A 14,418-nucleotide genomic window follows, 5' to 3' on the forward strand; every position below is an offset into this window, starting at 1 on the left:
GATGCGTTATTCCAAGACGATCACGGGTCTGACCGGCGGCGGTTCGGACGGGTGGGACATCTATCGCAAGGCGCGCCGGATGCAACGCGACGGCACCGAGGTGACCATGCTCACCATCGGCGAACATGACATCCGCACCGATGCCCAGATCCTCGACGCGCTGCACCGCTTCGCCCATGCGGGCCACACCGGCTACACCACCTTCGACGGCGAGCCCGAGCTCAAGGACCGCATCGCCACCCGGCTGAGCGAGCGCACCGGCGTGCCCACCACCCCTGCCAATGTGCTCATCGTGCCCGGCGGTCAGGGCGGTCTCTTTGCCGCCCATCACGCGATCTGCGATCCCGGCGACACGGCGCTCTATATCGATCCCTATTACACCACCTACCCCGGCACGATCCGCACCGTCGGCGCCATCCCCCGCGCCATCGAGGCCCGGCCCCGCCACGGGTTTCAGCCGCAGCCCGAAGATATCGCCCGCGCGGCCGACGAGGCCGGCAACGCCCGCTCGCTGCTGGTCAACACGCCGAACAACCCGACCGGCGTCGTCTACACCCGCAAGACGCTCGAAGGCATCGCCGAAATCTGCACCGACAAGGGCCTCTGGCTTCTGTCGGACGAGGTCTATGACACCCAGGTCTGGAACGGCGATCACCTGTCGCCCCGCGCCCTGCCCGGCATGGCCGAGCGCACACTGGTCATCGGCTCGATGTCGAAGAGCCACGCCATGACCGGCAGCCGCGTCGGCTGGGTCGTCGGCCCCGAAGAGGCCATCGCCCACATGGCCAATCTCGCGACCCATACGACCTATGGCATCTCGGGCTATATTCAGCACGCGGCCGCCTTTGCCCTCGATCTCGGCCCAGCCTTCGAGGAGCAGATTGCCGAACCCTTCCGCCGCCGCCGCGATCTGGTGATGGCGCAGATGGAGGGCCAGAACGCCGCCCGCCCGATCCCCGCCGATGGCGCCATGTATGTCATGGTCGATATCCGCAGCACCGGGCTCAGCGGCGAAGCCTTTGCCGACCGGCTCCTCGACCGGCACCATGTCGCCGTCATGCCGGGTGAAAGCTTTGGCCAGGCCGCCGCCGGCCATGTCCGCGTGGCGCTGACCGTCGCCGATGACCTGCTCGTCGCGGCGGTCGCGCGGCTGGTCGAGCTGGCGGCAGAGCTCGCCGCGCAACACGCAGAACCCGCGCAGTAACGAAAAATCTCCAAACCTGTCCTGTTTGCGACATCTGTCGCGAATGGGACAGACTGCCCCCGGCGCATGGCGTCCAAATCGGGATCATTCGGCTTGGAGTGACCGATTCATGAGCCCATGCAGCAAGATCGCATTGGTAATCTACACGATAGGCGCGGCCCGCGGACGGGCAGCGCGCGGGCGGCCATTGCCGGTCTGACACCGACCTCAGACCTCACGCAATCTCGCTTCCCAAGGACCCCCAATGACCCAGATGCAAACTCGCCGCTCCGGTGGCCGTGCCGCCCGTCGCGCCAGCCGCGCAGCCCCCGTCACCGATGAACTGCGCTCGATCCGCCCCGGCATGGAGGGCGGCCGCTACGGCGTGCTCACCCAAGAACAGATCGAAACCATCCACGAAGCCGCCATCGAGGCGCTGGAAACCATCGGCCTCGCCGATGCGCCGCCCTCGGGCATCGAACATATGACCCGCGTCGGCGTGAAACTCGGCGATGACGGGCGGCTGCGCTTCCCGCGCGCGGTGGTCGACGCGGCGCTGCAACAGGCCGCCAAGGAAATCACCCTTTGTGGCCGCGACCCGCGCCACGATCTCCTGCTCAAGGGCAACCGCGTCCATTACGGCACTGCGGGCGCGGCGGTGAGCATGGTCGACATCGACGGCCAGAACTACCGCGACAGCACCGTGCAGGACCTCCACGACGCGGCCCGCATCTGCGACACGCTCGACAACATCCATTTCGTACAGCGTCCGATGGTCGCCCGCGACATCCCCGACAACCGCGAGATGGACCTCAACACGGTCTATGCCTGCACCTCCGGCACGTTCAAACATGTCGGCACCTCCTTCACCGAGCCCGATTACGTCCATTCCGCCCTGGAATTGCTGCACCTGATCGCGGGCGGCGAAGAGGCCTGGCGCGCCCGGCCCTTCGTGTCGAACTCGAACTGTTTCGTCGTGCCGCCGATGAAATTCGCCACCGAAGCCTGTCAGGTCATGGAAAACTGCATCAACGGCGGCATGCCGGTGCTGCTGCTGTCGGCGGGCATGGCCGGCGCCACGACCCCCTCGACCATCGCCGGCGCGGTGGTGCAGGCCACCGCCGAATGCCTCGCCGGTCTGGTCTATGTGAACGCGGTCAAGCCGGGCCACCCGGCGATCTTCGGCACCTGGCCTTTCGGTCTCGACCTGCGCACCGGCGCGATGACCGGCGGCTCTGGCGAACAGGCACTGCTGAGCTCGGCCTGCGCCCAGATGCACCATTTCTACGGGCTGCCCGGCGGCGCGGTCGGCGGCATCACCGATGCCAAGCTGCCCGACATGCAGGCCGGGTGGGAGGCCATGTGCTCGAACGTCATGGCCGGTCTTTCAGGGCTCAACATGGTCTATGAGGCGGCGGGCATGCACGCCTCGCTCCTCGGCTTCTGCCACGAATCGCTGATCCTGTCGGACGATCTCATCGGCCACGCCCTGCGCTGCGTGCGCGGCATCGAGGTCACCGACGAAACCCTCGCGCTCGACCAGATGCGGCAGGTCTGTCTTGGCGGGCCGGGGCATTACCTCGGCACCGATCAGACGCTGGCGCGGATGCAATCGGACTACCAATACCCGGCGCTGGGCGACCGCACCTCACCCAAGGAATGGGCCGAGATCGGCAAGCCCAACCTCGTGGCCAAGGCCATCGCCCGCAAGGAAGATATCCTGTCGCGCCGCGCCGCTGCACGGTTTGATCCCGAAGTGGACGCGAAAATCCGGGCGGCCTTCAACATCCACCTGCCCGCGTAACCCCAAACAGGAGGAAGGGGGCCACCCCCTTCCTCTGCCCATCGCTGGGCTGCGGGCTCACTCCTTGGTCTGCTCCGTCACCTCGGCCTTCGCCGCCGCCTCGGCCACCTCATCCCAGAGCCCCTTGCGCAGCTCCCGCCGATAGGCGCGCTCCAGCTCGCCACGCGCATTCTTCATATAGCAGCGCCCATGCGCCAAAAGCACCCGCGCCGGCGCCCAGCGGATCATCTCGCGCAGCGACGCCGCCAGCGCCCGCTTGTCGCCATAGGCCCGGCGCAGCATGCTCGGCATTCGGCCATCGCTGTCATCCGCCCCGGAAAACCACACCAGCGGCCGCATCCAGACCGGCAGATGCGCGGTCTCGAGGCTTTGCAGAATATCGGTGAGGATCAGACTGCGGCTCGCTTTGTGAAAAAACACATATTCCGTGTGGCGACGGCTGCCCGCGATCAAAAGCTGACCGATCTCGCCCGCCCAGGGCACCGGCGCCTCCAACAAATGATCGAGATGCAGACTCTGCCCCTGCCGCGCGGCCCGCGTGACGGCGGCCTCTACCCCCCAGGTCTCTGCCTCGGGATAGTGCGCCTGCCACTCGCTGATATGGGTGGTATGCAGCGGGTTCGGCACCACCAGATGCGCCACCCTGCCCAGCGCCTCCAATTCGGCACCGAGCTCCGGGGTCCAGGCCGTGGGTGAATGCACCCACAGCCCGCCCGTCTCAAGCCGGATCACCACCGCCCGTGTCGGGTGCGGCATCCGGCGGCAGGTGACCGGCGGCCCATCGATGATCCAGATCCCGTCGGCGACGGGCTTGGGCACATCGAGAGGCGCATAGCCGGTCACGCGCGCCCCTACTCGGTGACCGTGACCGAAGTCATCACGTCGGGCTTGCCCGGCACCGCACCGGACTGGCCCTGACCGCGCTTGATCGCGTCGACCACCTCCATACCCGCCGTCACCTTGCCGATCACCGTGTACTGGCCATTGAGGAAATGACCCGGCTCGAACATGATAAAGAACTGGCTGTTGGCACTGTCGGGGCTCTGGCTCCGCGCCATGCCGACGACACCACGATCGAACGGCAGGTCCGAAAACTCGGCCTTGAGGTCCGGCAGATCGCTGCCGCCCATCCCGGCCCGGCCCGAGGTATCGCCCTCGCGGCCAAACCGAACGTCACCGGTCTGCGCCATGAACCCGTCCATGACCCGGTGGAACACCACCCCGTCATAGGCGCCGTCCTTGGCCAGCGCGGTGATCTGCGCCACATGCGCCGGAGCCACATCTTCAAACAGATCGATGGAGACGGTGCCATTGGCCTCGCCCGCCACTTCGATATCGATGCCGGTGGCCAGCGCCGGACCTGCCAGAACCACGCCGAGCGCGGCGATAAGGGCCTTATGCATCCGCGGCAACCTTGACGCTGATCATCCGGTCCGGGCTCGCAGGCGGCTCGCCACGAGTGATCGCATCGACATGTTCCATGCCCGAAATGACGCGGCCATAGACCGTGTACTGACGGTTCAGGAAATGGTTGTCGCTGAAGTTGATGAAGAATTGGCTGTTGGCGCTGTCGGGGTTCTGGCTGCGCGCCGCACCGAGCGTGCCACGGTCATGCGGAACACCCGAGAACTCGGCCTTGAGATTGGGCAGGTCGCTGCCGCCGGTCCCGGCCATGCGCAGGTTGAAATCCTTTTCCATATTGCCATTGGCCACGTCGCCCGTCTGCGCCATGAAGCCGTCGATCACCCGGTGAAAGGCCACGTTGTCATAGGCACCCGACCGCGCCAGTTCTTTCATGCGGTCGCAATGGCCCGGCGCCACATCGGGCAGCAGCTCGATGGTCACGGTGCCGTCTTTCAGTTCCATCAGGATGGTGTTCTCGGGGTCTTTGATCTCGGCCATGGGGCCCTCCTTGATATATCTCTTGTCCCGATAGGTATGACTTTGCTGCGCGATTGCCAAGCAGAGGTGTTGACGCCCCGGCGGCTTCGCGCCATGAGAGGCGCGAAATCGCGGCGTAAGAGGTATCAGATGGCCTGGAAAACCCTTGATGACATGGATCTGGCGGGCAAGCGTGTGCTGACCCGGGTCGATATCAACGTGCCGGTGGAAAACGGCAAGGTCACCGACGCCACCCGCATCGAACGGATTGCCCCCACCGTCGAACATATCCTGTCGCAAGGCGGCATCCCGGTGCTGATCGCCCATTTCGGCCGCCCCAAGGGCAAGGTCGTGCTCGACATGTCGCTGCGCATCGTGCTGCCCGCGCTCGAGACGGCACTCGGCCACAAGGTGGGCTTTGTCGAAACGCTGGAAGGCGCCGAGAACCTCACCGGCGAGGCCCGCGCCGCCGAAGTGCTGCTCTTGGAGAACATCCGCTTTTACCCCGGCGAAGAGGCCAATGATCCCGAGTTCGCCGCCCGCCTTGCGGGTCTCGGCGACATCTATTGCAACGACGCCTTTTCCGCCGCCCACCGCGCCCATGCCTCGACCGCAGGCGTGGCCGAACACCTGCCCTCCTGCGCCGGCCGCCTGATGCAGGCCGAGCTGCAGGCGCTCGAGGCGGCACTCGGCGCGCCCGAACGCCCGGTCGTGGCCGTGGTCGGCGGGGCCAAGGTCTCGACCAAGCTCGACCTCCTGGGCAATCTCGTCGACAAGGTCGATCATCTGGTGATCGGCGGCGGCATGGCCAACACGTTTCTCGCGGCGCAAGGGCTCAACGTGGGCGCTTCGCTCTGCGAACATGACATGGCCGACACCGCCCGTCAGATCATGGTCAAGGCCGGCGCCGCAGGCTGCGAAATCCTGCTCCCCGCCGATGTGGTCGTCGCCCGCGAATTTGCCGCCGGGGCCGAGAACGAAGTGGTCCCCGCCCATGCCTGCCCCGAAGACGCGATGATCCTCGACGCAGGGCCGCAAAGCGTCGCCCGCGTCGCCGCCGTCCTCGCCAAGGCCAAGACGCTGATCTGGAACGGCCCGCTCGGCGCGTTCGAAATCGCCCCCTTCGACACCGCCACCAATGCCGCCGCGCAAGAGGCCGCACGGCTGAGCCGCGAAGCCGGGCTGATCTCGGTCGCCGGCGGCGGCGACACGGTGGCGGCGCTCAATCAGGCCGGGGCGGCCGAGGATTTCACCTATATCTCGACCGCCGGCGGCGCCTTCCTCGAATGGATGGAAGGCAAGACCCTGCCCGGCGTCGCGGCGCTCGGCGGCTGAGCGCCGGACCACCAACACAACAGGCGTTAGCGCCACCAAGATTGCAACGCATGTCCCGCTCGCCTAGAAGCGGGGGCAAAGGTAACGAGGGGATATCATCCATGTCGAAGACACGTCAGGCAGAGCAGATCCGCAGCGCCAAAGGCTTTATCGCAGCGCTGGACCAATCGGGCGGCTCGACCCCCAAGGCCCTGCGCCTCTATGGCGTCGAAGAAGACGCCTATTCGGGCGAAGCCGAGATGTTCGACATGATCCACGCCATGCGCGCCCGCATCGCCTCGAGCCCGGCCTTCACCGGCGACCGGATCATCGGCGCGATCCTGTTTGAAATGACCATGGACCGCGTCATGGATGGCAAGCCCTCGGCGCAATATCTCTGGGAAGAGCGCGGCGTCGTCCCCTTCCTCAAGGTTGACAAGGGCCTCGCCGACGAGACCGACGGCGTGCAGATGATGAAACCGATGCCCGATCTCGACGCGCTGCTCGACCGCGCCAATGACAAGGGCATCTTCGGCACCAAGATGCGCTCGGTCATCAACGCCGCCTCGCCGAGCGGCATCAAAGCCGTCGTCGCCCAGCAATTCGAAGTGGGCGGCCAGATTCTCGACAAGGGCCTCGTGCCGATCATCGAACCCGAGGTCACCATCTCGATCGCCGACAAGGCCCAGGCCGAAGACCTACTCCTGGCCGAGATCAAGGCCCAGCTCGACGCCCTGCCCGAAGGCCGCGACGTGATGCTCAAGCTGACCCTGCCGGAGACCGCGAACCTCTACAAACCGCTGGTCGACCACCCGCGCGTGCTGCGCGTCGTGGCGCTCTCGGGCGGCTATAGCCGCGACGAGGCCAACAGCCGCCTGTCGCAAAACACCGGCATGATCGCCAGCTTCTCCCGCGCCCTGACCGAAGGCCTCTCGGCCAGCCAGAGCGACGCCGAGTTCAACGCGACGCTCGATGCCACGGTGCAGAGCATCTATGACGCCTCCGTCGCTGGCTAAGGTGGCTGGCTAATCGCCACGGCCGACCCCGAGCGCCTGTCGCGCAATGGGTATTTGAAACCAGAAAGAGCCCCGGCGCGGAACCCTCTCCGACCGGGGCTTTTTCATGCGCGGGTGAAATTACCCGCCCAGCCGCGCGAGGATCGCGCCGGTGTCGAGCCCCTGCACCGCCCCGGCGCTGCGCCCGCGCGCACCGCCAAGACGGGTAGCGCAATAGGCGTCCGAGATCGGCCCCGGCGCTTGCCGGATGAGCACCGACGCCGTGAGCAGCGTCGCAAGGCTCTCGACATACCAGCGCGCTTCGCCCTCGTCAGGCAGCCGGGTGAACCGCTCCATATGGGTGCGCAGCGCCGTGTCATAGGCCCGCGACTGGCCCGTCGCCTCGCTCAGCTCGGCGCTCAGAACCTCGCCCGCCAGCGGCAGTTTCTGCAGGCTGCGCAGCACATCGAGGCAGATCACATTGCCCGAGCCCTCCCAGATCGAGTTGAGCGGCGCTTCGCGGTAGAGCATCGGCAGCTCGGTGTCCTCGACATAGCCCATGCCGCCGAGCGCCTCCATCGCCTCATAAACCACCCCGGGGCAGAACTTGTTGCCGAGATATTTCGCCAGCGCCACGCCGAGCCGGGCAAAGGCGCGCGACGCCTCGTCATCGCGGTCGAACGCCGCCCCCATATGCAGGCCGAGCGCCAGCGTGCCCTCCCAATCGAGCGCCAGATCGGCCAGCACCGTGCGCATCAGCGGCTGATCGGCGAGACCGCGGCCAAACACCTGCCGATGCCGCGCCCAATGCCACGCATGATCGAGCGCCGCCCGCATCAGACCCGCCGGTGCCAGCGCCGTATCGAGCCGCGTGTGATGCACCATGTCGAGGATGACCCGTACCCCGTCGCCCTCCTCGCCCAGGAGATGCCCATAGGCATCGACCAGCTCGATCTCGGCCGAGGCATTGGCGTGATTGCCGAGCTTGGATTTGAGCCGCTGCAGATGGATGCCGTTGCGCCGCTCGTCGAGCCAGCGCGGCACCAGAAAACAGCTGAGCCCGCCGGGCGCCTGCGCCAGCATCAAGAACCCGTCCGACATCGGCGCCGAGCAGAACCATTTATGCCCGCGCAACCGATACATCTCGCCCTCGGCCACCGCCCGGGTCGCATTGGCCCGCACATCCGATCCGCCCTGCTTTTCGGTCATCGCCATGCCCATGGTGGCGCCGGGCTTGCGCGCCAGCGGCTTGGCCGCCCCGTCATAGACCCGCGAGGTGAGCTTGGGCACCCAGGTCCGCAACAGTGTCGCATCCGAGCGCAGCGCAGGCACCGCCGCATAGGTCATCGTCATCGGACAGCAGATGCCCGGCTCGACCTGACTGGTGAGATAGACCATCGCCGCATGGGTCGCATGACCGCCCGGCCGCCCCTCCCAGGGCAGCGCCGCATAGCCCGCGCCGATCCCCGCCTCCAGCAGTTGATGATAAGACGGGTGAAACCGCACCTCGTCGAGCCGCCGCCCGCCCGCGTCGAAAATCCGCGCCTGTGGCGGATAATCCCGCGCCTCGCGCGCCGCCACCGCCGCCTCGGCATGGCCCATCAACGCGCCATAGTCCGACAGCTGTTCGCTATCCGCCCCCGCCGCCGCCGCATGATCGCGCAGCGCCGGATCATCGGCCCAAAGCCTGCGGTTGCCGCGCGGTGGCGGCTGGTTCGTCACCTCATGGGTGTCGCTCATGGTCTGGGCGGGCAAATGGCGCATGATCGTCCCCCTTGCTGGAATGCTACAGGCCAGCCCCATGTTTTGGAAAGGGGATTCACAAGCGCCCCGCGATATGGCACTTTGCATCTGTTGCCCGACAAGAGGCATGAAACCGAGGCAGATACCGTGAGCATTCGCAAGCCGCCCGCCATGGGCGTCCTCATCTATTTCGCGATCACATTCGCATTGGGGCTCTATTTCACCTTTGCCGCGGTGCAGGGCGATTTCGGCCTGTTCCGCCGCGCCGAGATCGAGGCCGAGACCCGCGCCCTCGAGGCCCGGCTCGAAGCGCTCGAATCTCAGGTCGCCCGGATGGAAAACCTGACTCGGCGCCTGTCGGACAGCTATCTCGATCTCGATCTGCTGGATCAGCAGGCCCGTGATGTGCTCGGCCTGATGCGCAGCGACGAAATCGTCATCCGCTAACGGTCAGAACCACGGCTTGTAGGTCGCCTCGAACTCGCGCTGGAGGGCCTCATTGTCATATTCCTGGCGCACCCACTCCTCAAAGCCGATGCCGGTCTCGGCCTGCCGCGCCTCATAGACATCGAGGATATGGTCGAGAACCCCGGTTTTCGAGCGCCGGATATGAACATATTTAAAGCTCAGCATCCGCCGCGCCTCGGACACCGGCCGCCCCTCCATGACGAGAAGCCAGATCGCCGAGGCAAACCCGGCCCGATCGGCCCCCGATTTGCAATGCATGACAAAGGGTTTCTCGATCTGGCGAAACGCCTCGAGCAACGTCAGGATATCCTCGCGCGGCGCGGCATAGCGCGCGTGCAGCGTCACATTGACCAGCGTCAGCCCGAGCTTTTCACAGCTCTCCACCTCGGTCAGGTAATGCGCCGCCCCGCCCGATCCGCGCAGGTTGAGCACGCTGCGAAACCCCATCGCCTTGAGCTTTTCAAACCGCCGATGCGTCGGATGGTTCGACCGCCAGACCCCCGGCGCCACCTCAAAGAAATTGGTCCAGACCGTGCGCAGGATCGCGTGATCGAACCACAGGTTATAGATATGGGCGCGGCGCCGGTTCTCGGGCGTGCTGAGATCGGTGTTGTAGCTGGCGCGCAGATTGGCTTCCCAAGTCTTGAGCCGTGAAAATACCGTCATGAGGTCCCGAGCCTTTGTAGTGTTCGCGCCCCATGTAGGCGTCCCGCCGCCCAGAGGCAAGCTTGGCCTCCCTGCACGCCGCCCCGCGCACCGCCCGCGCCCCGCCCGCCGCACTGGCCCGCCTGCCTTGCCGCAACAGCGATTGACCTTGCCCGCCCGGTGCCTAAAGTCGCCCGCAATATCTGTCAGAAGGATCAGTGATATGGGGTTTGCACAGGGGCGCAGCTATCTCGCCATTCCAGGGCCATCGGTCGTGCCCGACGCGGTCCAGCGCGCCATGCACCGCGCCGCCCCCAATATCTATCAGGGCGAGCTCGTGGACATGATGGACGGGCTCGCCACCGATCTGCGCCATGTGGCCCAGACCGACGGCTATGTCGCGATCTATATCGCCAATGGCCATGGCGCCTGGGAGGCGTCGCTGGCCAACACCATCGCCCCCGGCGACCGGGTTCTGGTGCTCGCCACCGGCCATTTCGGGCTGGGCTGGGGCCGCCATGCCGAGGCCATGGGCGCCAAGGTCGATCTGCTCGACTTCGGCAACCGCGCCACCATCGACCCCGACCGGATCGAGGCCGCGCTGCGCGCCGACACGACCCACGACATCAAAGCCGTGCTCGTCACCCATGTCGACACCTCCAGCACCGTGCGCAACGACATCGCCAGCGTTCGCGCCGCGCTGGACGCCGCCGGTCACCCGGCGCTCCTCATGGCCGATTGCATCGCCTCGCTCGGCTGCGAGCGGTTCGAAATGGACCGCTGGGGCGTCGATGTCATGGTCTCGGCCAGCCAAAAGGGCCTGATGCTGCCCCCCGGTCTCGGCTTTGTCTGGTTCAACGACCGCGCCGATGCGGTGCAAACCCGGCTCGACCGGGTGAGCCCCTATTGGTCCTGGACCCCCCGCGCCAAGCCCGAGGCCGTCTATCAATATTTCGGCGGCACCGCGCCCACCCATCACCTCTACGGGTTGCGCGTGGCCCTCGACATGATCCGCCAAGAGGGGCTCGACGCGATCTGGCAACGCCACGCCCGCCTCGCCGGCGCGATCTGGGCCGCCACCGACTGCTGGGCACGCGACGGCGCGATGCGGCTCAACATCTCCGATCCCGCGCTGCGCAGCCACGCGGTCACCGCCGTGTCGCTCACCGCTCCCGACGCCAGCCGCCTGCGCGGCTGGACCGAAGAGATGGCCGGCGTCACCCTTGGCATCGGGCTCGGCATGGCCGAACAGGGCACCCCCGCCGCCGACGGGTTCTTCCGCATCGGCCATATGGGCCACGTCAATGCGCATATGGTGCTGGGCGCGCTCGGCGCGATCGAGGCAGGGCTCGCCGCGCTCGACATCCCGCATGGATCGGGCGGCGTCTCGGCGGCGGCACGGGCGCTGGCGGCGGATTAACCGCCGCGCGCGCGCCGCAACGCCTCCGGCAGCGCCTCGGCCAGCCGCGCCAGATCCGCCTCCGTGCCACAGCTGATGCGGATACAGCGATCCTGCGGCGCCACGAAAGGCATCCGCACGAACACCCCCTGCGCCACCAACCCGCCCAGAACGGCACGGGCAAAATCGCCATCCGCGCCGCAATCCACCGTCACGAAATTGGTCGCCGACGGCAGCGGCTCGAGACCGTTTTCGCGGGCAATCCGCGCAATCGCCTCGCGCGACGCCGCCACCTTGTCACAGATCTCGCGCAGCCAGTCCTGATCCTGCAACGCCGCCAGCGCCCCCGCCTGCGCCACCCGGCCCATGCCGAAATGATTGCGGATCTTCTCGAAATTGCGGATCACCCCGGCCGAGCCGAGCGCATAGCCGATCCGCGCCCCCGCCATGCCATAGGCCTTGGAAAAGGTCCGCATCCGAATGACCCGCTCATCCTCGATCGCGACCGGCGCGGCGGTGCCCTCGGGCGCAAACTCGATATAGGCTTCGTCGAGCAGCAACAGACAGCCCTCGGGCAGATCCTCGAGCGCCGCCACCACATCCGCCCCGCTGAGCCAGCTGCCCATCGGATTGTCGGGATTGGCGAAATAGATGAGCTTGGCGCCCCTCTCCCGCGCCAACGCCATCAGCCCGCGCAGATCCTCGTGATCGTCGCGATAGGGCAGCTTGTGCAGCACCCCGCCAAACCCCGCCACATGATAGTTGAACGTGGGATAGGCCCCGTCCGAGGTCACCACCGCATCGCCCGGCTCGATGAGCAGCCGCACGAGATAGCCCAAGAGCCCGTCAATACCCTCGCCCACGACGATATTGCCCATCTCGATGCCGAGATGCCCGGCCAGCGCCGCGCGCAGATCATGGCTCGCGGCATCGGCATATTTCCAGATCTCGACCGCCTCGGCCTGCATCGCGGCAATCGCCTTGGGCGACGGACCAAAGACATTCTCATTCGCCCCGAGCCGCGCGTCGAAGGGCGCGCCGCGCGTGCGCTCCTGCTCCTCGGGGCCGACAAAAGGCACCGAGGCGGGAAGGGATTGGGCGAGGCGGGTAAAACGTGCATGTGTCATGGCCCTGAGATAGCGCCATGCGCGCCCCTCCGGCAAGAGCCTCGCGCAGGCCAAGGCTTGAAACAGCCCCTGCCGCCCCATAGCTCTACTGTGTGATCCAAGGCCGAGGAGACCCGATGCCCAAGCTCACCCGACGCGGCTTTATCGCCGCCACCTGCGCCGCCGGGGCGACCCGCGCCCTGCCGACCCTCACCACCCGGCTCGCCCCGCATCTGGGCGGAAAACGCATCCTGACGCTAGTCTACGACAAATCCCTGGGCGCCATGCGCGCGGTCGAGCGGCTCGTGCCCTGAACACCACAGGCGATGTTGGCCCGCGGATTTCCACCTATGCGGGAAATTATTTGTGACAAAAACCCCATCCTTGGGCCTTTCCGTTAGGCCGAGGGCTTGAAACCTGCGCCGGTTCTCTGGCAACTGGCTAGGGAATTATCGGGGGATATGTTCGGAATGAGATTCGTGGTGTTGGTAGCTTTGACCTTGATGGTCAGCGGATGTGGTGTTGCCTATATTAGCCCAAAGGTGCCGGCAAATTCGCCAAATGTGGATGTTGTCCGGCTCGACGCTGCCACCGTCGCCAGTGCCAACCGCTCCACCTACACCCCGAAAACGCTGCCCGCCGCCTTCTTTCAGACCGCTGGCACCGATGCCGGCATCTATGGCGTCGGCAGCTCGCCGGAACCCGTGGTCGACCGGCAGATCAAACCCACCGCCCTGCCCATGCGCACCCCGCCAAGCGCCCCTGTCGTGCCCTACCGGGTCGGTGTCGGCGATGTCCTGTTGCTGAGCTCGCCGGACGCGGGCAACACGGTCGAGGAACTGTCGGGGCTCTTGGCCGCCCAGAACCGCCGCCAAGGCTATACCGTGCAGGATGACGGCGCCATCGCCGTGCCCGACGTGGGCCGTATCAAGGTCGCGGGCCTGACCCTCGAAGAGGCCGAAGCGCAGGTCTTCCAACGCCTGATCTCGAGCCAGATGGACCCGTCCTTCTCGCTCGAAGTGTCCGAGTTCAACTCGAAACGCGTCTCGGTCGGCGGCGCAGTGTCCAAACCCGCCGTGGTTCCGATCACCCTCGTCTCGCTCACCCTCGAAGAGGCGCTGGCGGCGGCGGGCGGCATCTCGACCCGCGACGAGGATTACACGCTCATCCGCCTCTACCGCGACGGCGAGCTCTACGAAGTGCCGCTGACCGAATATCTCAAACGCCCCGGGGTTCAGAAAACCCGGCTCGCGGCGGGCGATTCGATCTTTGTCGACACCACGTTCGAGCTCGAAGACGCACAGGCCTTCTTCACCGAACAGATCGCCCTGGCCACCTATAAACAGGACGCCCAGATTCACGCGCTCAACCAGATGAACAGCGCCATGAACCTGCGCCGCAGCGCCCTCGAAGAGGCCCGCAGCAACTTCCTGTCACGGCTCGAACTGGACTCGGTGGATCGTGATTTCGTCTATCTCACCGGCGAGGTCAAAACCCCGAGCCGCTTCCCGCTGCCCTTCGGCAAGACCGCCTCGCTCGCCGATGCGCTCTTTGAAAACGGCGGCTCGCAGAACATGACGGCCAACCCGGCCCGCGTCTACGTGCTGCGCGGGCAACCCGGCAGCGACCGGATCACCGCCTATAATCTGAACTACCGCGACGCCACCAATCTGGTCCTCGCCACCAAGTTCCAGATGCGCCCCAATGACGTGGTCTTCCTCTCGGAACAGCCGATCACCAAATGGAACCGCGTCGTGCAACAGCTCGTCCCGAGCCTCCTGACCAGCAGCGCCACCCTGGCCGCCAACTAGGCCAGCCGAGGACATCCAAACAGCAAAAAAACCCCGGCCACCGCGCCGGGGTTTTTTCGTTGTCCTATC

General features: G+C 66.3%; 14 protein-coding genes. 8 read left to right on the plus strand and 6 right to left on the minus strand.

Annotation, left to right across the window (positions count from 1 at the left end; all coding sequences use genetic code 11):
• The first annotated feature begins 1 nt into the window (after position 1).
• Both WA237_RS02630 and WA237_RS02635 read left to right on the plus strand, forming a co-directional pair.
• A complete protein-coding gene (locus tag WA237_RS02630) occupies positions 2-1,204 on the plus strand; it encodes a pyridoxal phosphate-dependent aminotransferase (RefSeq protein ID WP_336096579.1) in 1,203 nt (400 codons plus the stop codon).
• A gap of 244 nt (positions 1,205-1,448) precedes the next feature.
• Positions 1,449-2,987: a trimethylamine methyltransferase family protein gene (locus WA237_RS02635; RefSeq protein WP_336096580.1), complete on the plus strand. Its 1,539-nt coding sequence runs from the start codon at positions 1,449-1,451 to the stop codon at positions 2,985-2,987.
• 57 nt (positions 2,988-3,044) lie between these two features.
• Here WA237_RS02635 and WA237_RS02640 read toward each other — a convergent pair whose 3' ends face one another.
• The 3 genes from WA237_RS02640 to WA237_RS02650 are packed head-to-tail and all read right to left on the minus strand — an operon-like array spanning position 3,045 to position 4,889.
• The gene (locus tag WA237_RS02640) at positions 3,045-3,830 is read right to left on the minus strand and encodes a DUF4336 domain-containing protein (protein ID WP_336096581.1); all 786 of its coding nucleotides are present in this window, start codon (positions 3,828-3,830) and stop codon (positions 3,045-3,047) included.
• A gap of 8 nt (positions 3,831-3,838) precedes the next feature.
• Positions 3,839-4,390 carry a peptidylprolyl isomerase gene (locus WA237_RS02645; RefSeq protein WP_336096582.1) on the minus strand — a complete coding sequence of 184 codons (552 nt, stop codon included), beginning with the start codon at positions 4,388-4,390 and terminating at the stop codon, positions 3,839-3,841.
• The gene (locus tag WA237_RS02650) at positions 4,383-4,889 is read right to left on the minus strand and encodes a peptidylprolyl isomerase (RefSeq protein WP_040617854.1); all 507 of its coding nucleotides are present in this window, start codon (positions 4,887-4,889) and stop codon (positions 4,383-4,385) included. The genes WA237_RS02645 and WA237_RS02650 overlap by 8 nt, the downstream gene beginning before the upstream one ends.
• Before the next feature lie 129 nt (positions 4,890-5,018).
• Here WA237_RS02650 and WA237_RS02655 point away from each other — a divergent pair, with 129 nt between their 5' ends.
• The gene (locus WA237_RS02655) at positions 5,019-6,203 is read left to right on the plus strand and encodes a phosphoglycerate kinase (RefSeq protein WP_336096583.1); all 1,185 of its coding nucleotides are present in this window, start codon (positions 5,019-5,021) and stop codon (positions 6,201-6,203) included.
• Between the two features lie 101 nt (positions 6,204-6,304).
• Positions 6,305-7,198 carry a fructose bisphosphate aldolase gene (locus WA237_RS02660; protein ID WP_336096584.1) on the plus strand — a complete coding sequence of 298 codons (894 nt, stop codon included), beginning with the start codon at positions 6,305-6,307 and terminating at the stop codon, positions 7,196-7,198.
• A gap of 120 nt (positions 7,199-7,318) precedes the next feature.
• Here WA237_RS02660 and WA237_RS02665 read toward each other — a convergent pair whose 3' ends face one another.
• The gene (locus WA237_RS02665; protein WP_336096585.1) at positions 7,319-8,941 is read right to left on the minus strand and encodes an acyl-CoA dehydrogenase family protein; all 1,623 of its coding nucleotides are present in this window, start codon (positions 8,939-8,941) and stop codon (positions 7,319-7,321) included.
• 126 nt (positions 8,942-9,067) lie between these two features.
• Between WA237_RS02665 and WA237_RS02670 the strand changes: the two genes are divergently transcribed.
• Positions 9,068-9,367, plus strand: coding sequence for an FtsB family cell division protein (locus WA237_RS02670; protein ID WP_040618320.1), 300 nt, complete (start codon positions 9,068-9,070; stop codon positions 9,365-9,367).
• 3 nt (positions 9,368-9,370) lie between these two features.
• Here WA237_RS02670 and WA237_RS02675 read toward each other — a convergent pair whose 3' ends face one another.
• Positions 9,371-10,054 (minus strand): fused DSP-PTPase phosphatase/NAD kinase-like protein, encoded by a 684-nt coding sequence (locus WA237_RS02675; RefSeq protein WP_009812960.1) that lies wholly within the window; start codon positions 10,052-10,054, stop codon positions 9,371-9,373.
• A 202-nt stretch (positions 10,055-10,256) separates the two neighbouring features.
• Here WA237_RS02675 and WA237_RS02680 point away from each other — a divergent pair, with 202 nt between their 5' ends.
• The gene (locus WA237_RS02680; protein WP_336096586.1) at positions 10,257-11,453 is read left to right on the plus strand and encodes a pyridoxal-phosphate-dependent aminotransferase family protein; all 1,197 of its coding nucleotides are present in this window, start codon (positions 10,257-10,259) and stop codon (positions 11,451-11,453) included.
• Here WA237_RS02680 and WA237_RS02685 read toward each other — a convergent pair.
• Positions 11,450-12,559 (minus strand): pyridoxal phosphate-dependent aminotransferase, encoded by a 1,110-nt coding sequence (locus WA237_RS02685; protein WP_336096587.1) that lies wholly within the window; start codon positions 12,557-12,559, stop codon positions 11,450-11,452. The genes WA237_RS02680 and WA237_RS02685 overlap by 4 nt on opposite strands.
• 116 nt (positions 12,560-12,675) lie before the next feature.
• Here WA237_RS02685 and WA237_RS02690 point away from each other — a divergent pair, with 116 nt between their 5' ends.
• Together WA237_RS02690 and WA237_RS02695 are read left to right on the plus strand one after the other, a co-directional pair.
• Entirely contained in the window at positions 12,676-12,852 is a 177-nt protein-coding gene (locus tag WA237_RS02690; protein WP_009812963.1) for a twin-arginine translocation signal domain-containing protein, read from the plus strand.
• A 189-nt stretch (positions 12,853-13,041) separates the two neighbouring features.
• Complete coding sequence (locus WA237_RS02695; protein WP_442970244.1) at positions 13,042-14,349, plus strand: polysaccharide biosynthesis/export family protein; 1,308 nt, start codon at positions 13,042-13,044, stop codon at positions 14,347-14,349.
• Positions 14,350-14,418 lie beyond the last annotated feature (69 nt).

The sequence above is a fragment of the Roseovarius sp. CH_XMU1461 genome, assembly GCF_037027165.1.
Taxonomy (GTDB): Bacteria; Pseudomonadota; Alphaproteobacteria; order Rhodobacterales; family Rhodobacteraceae; genus Roseovarius; species Roseovarius nubinhibens.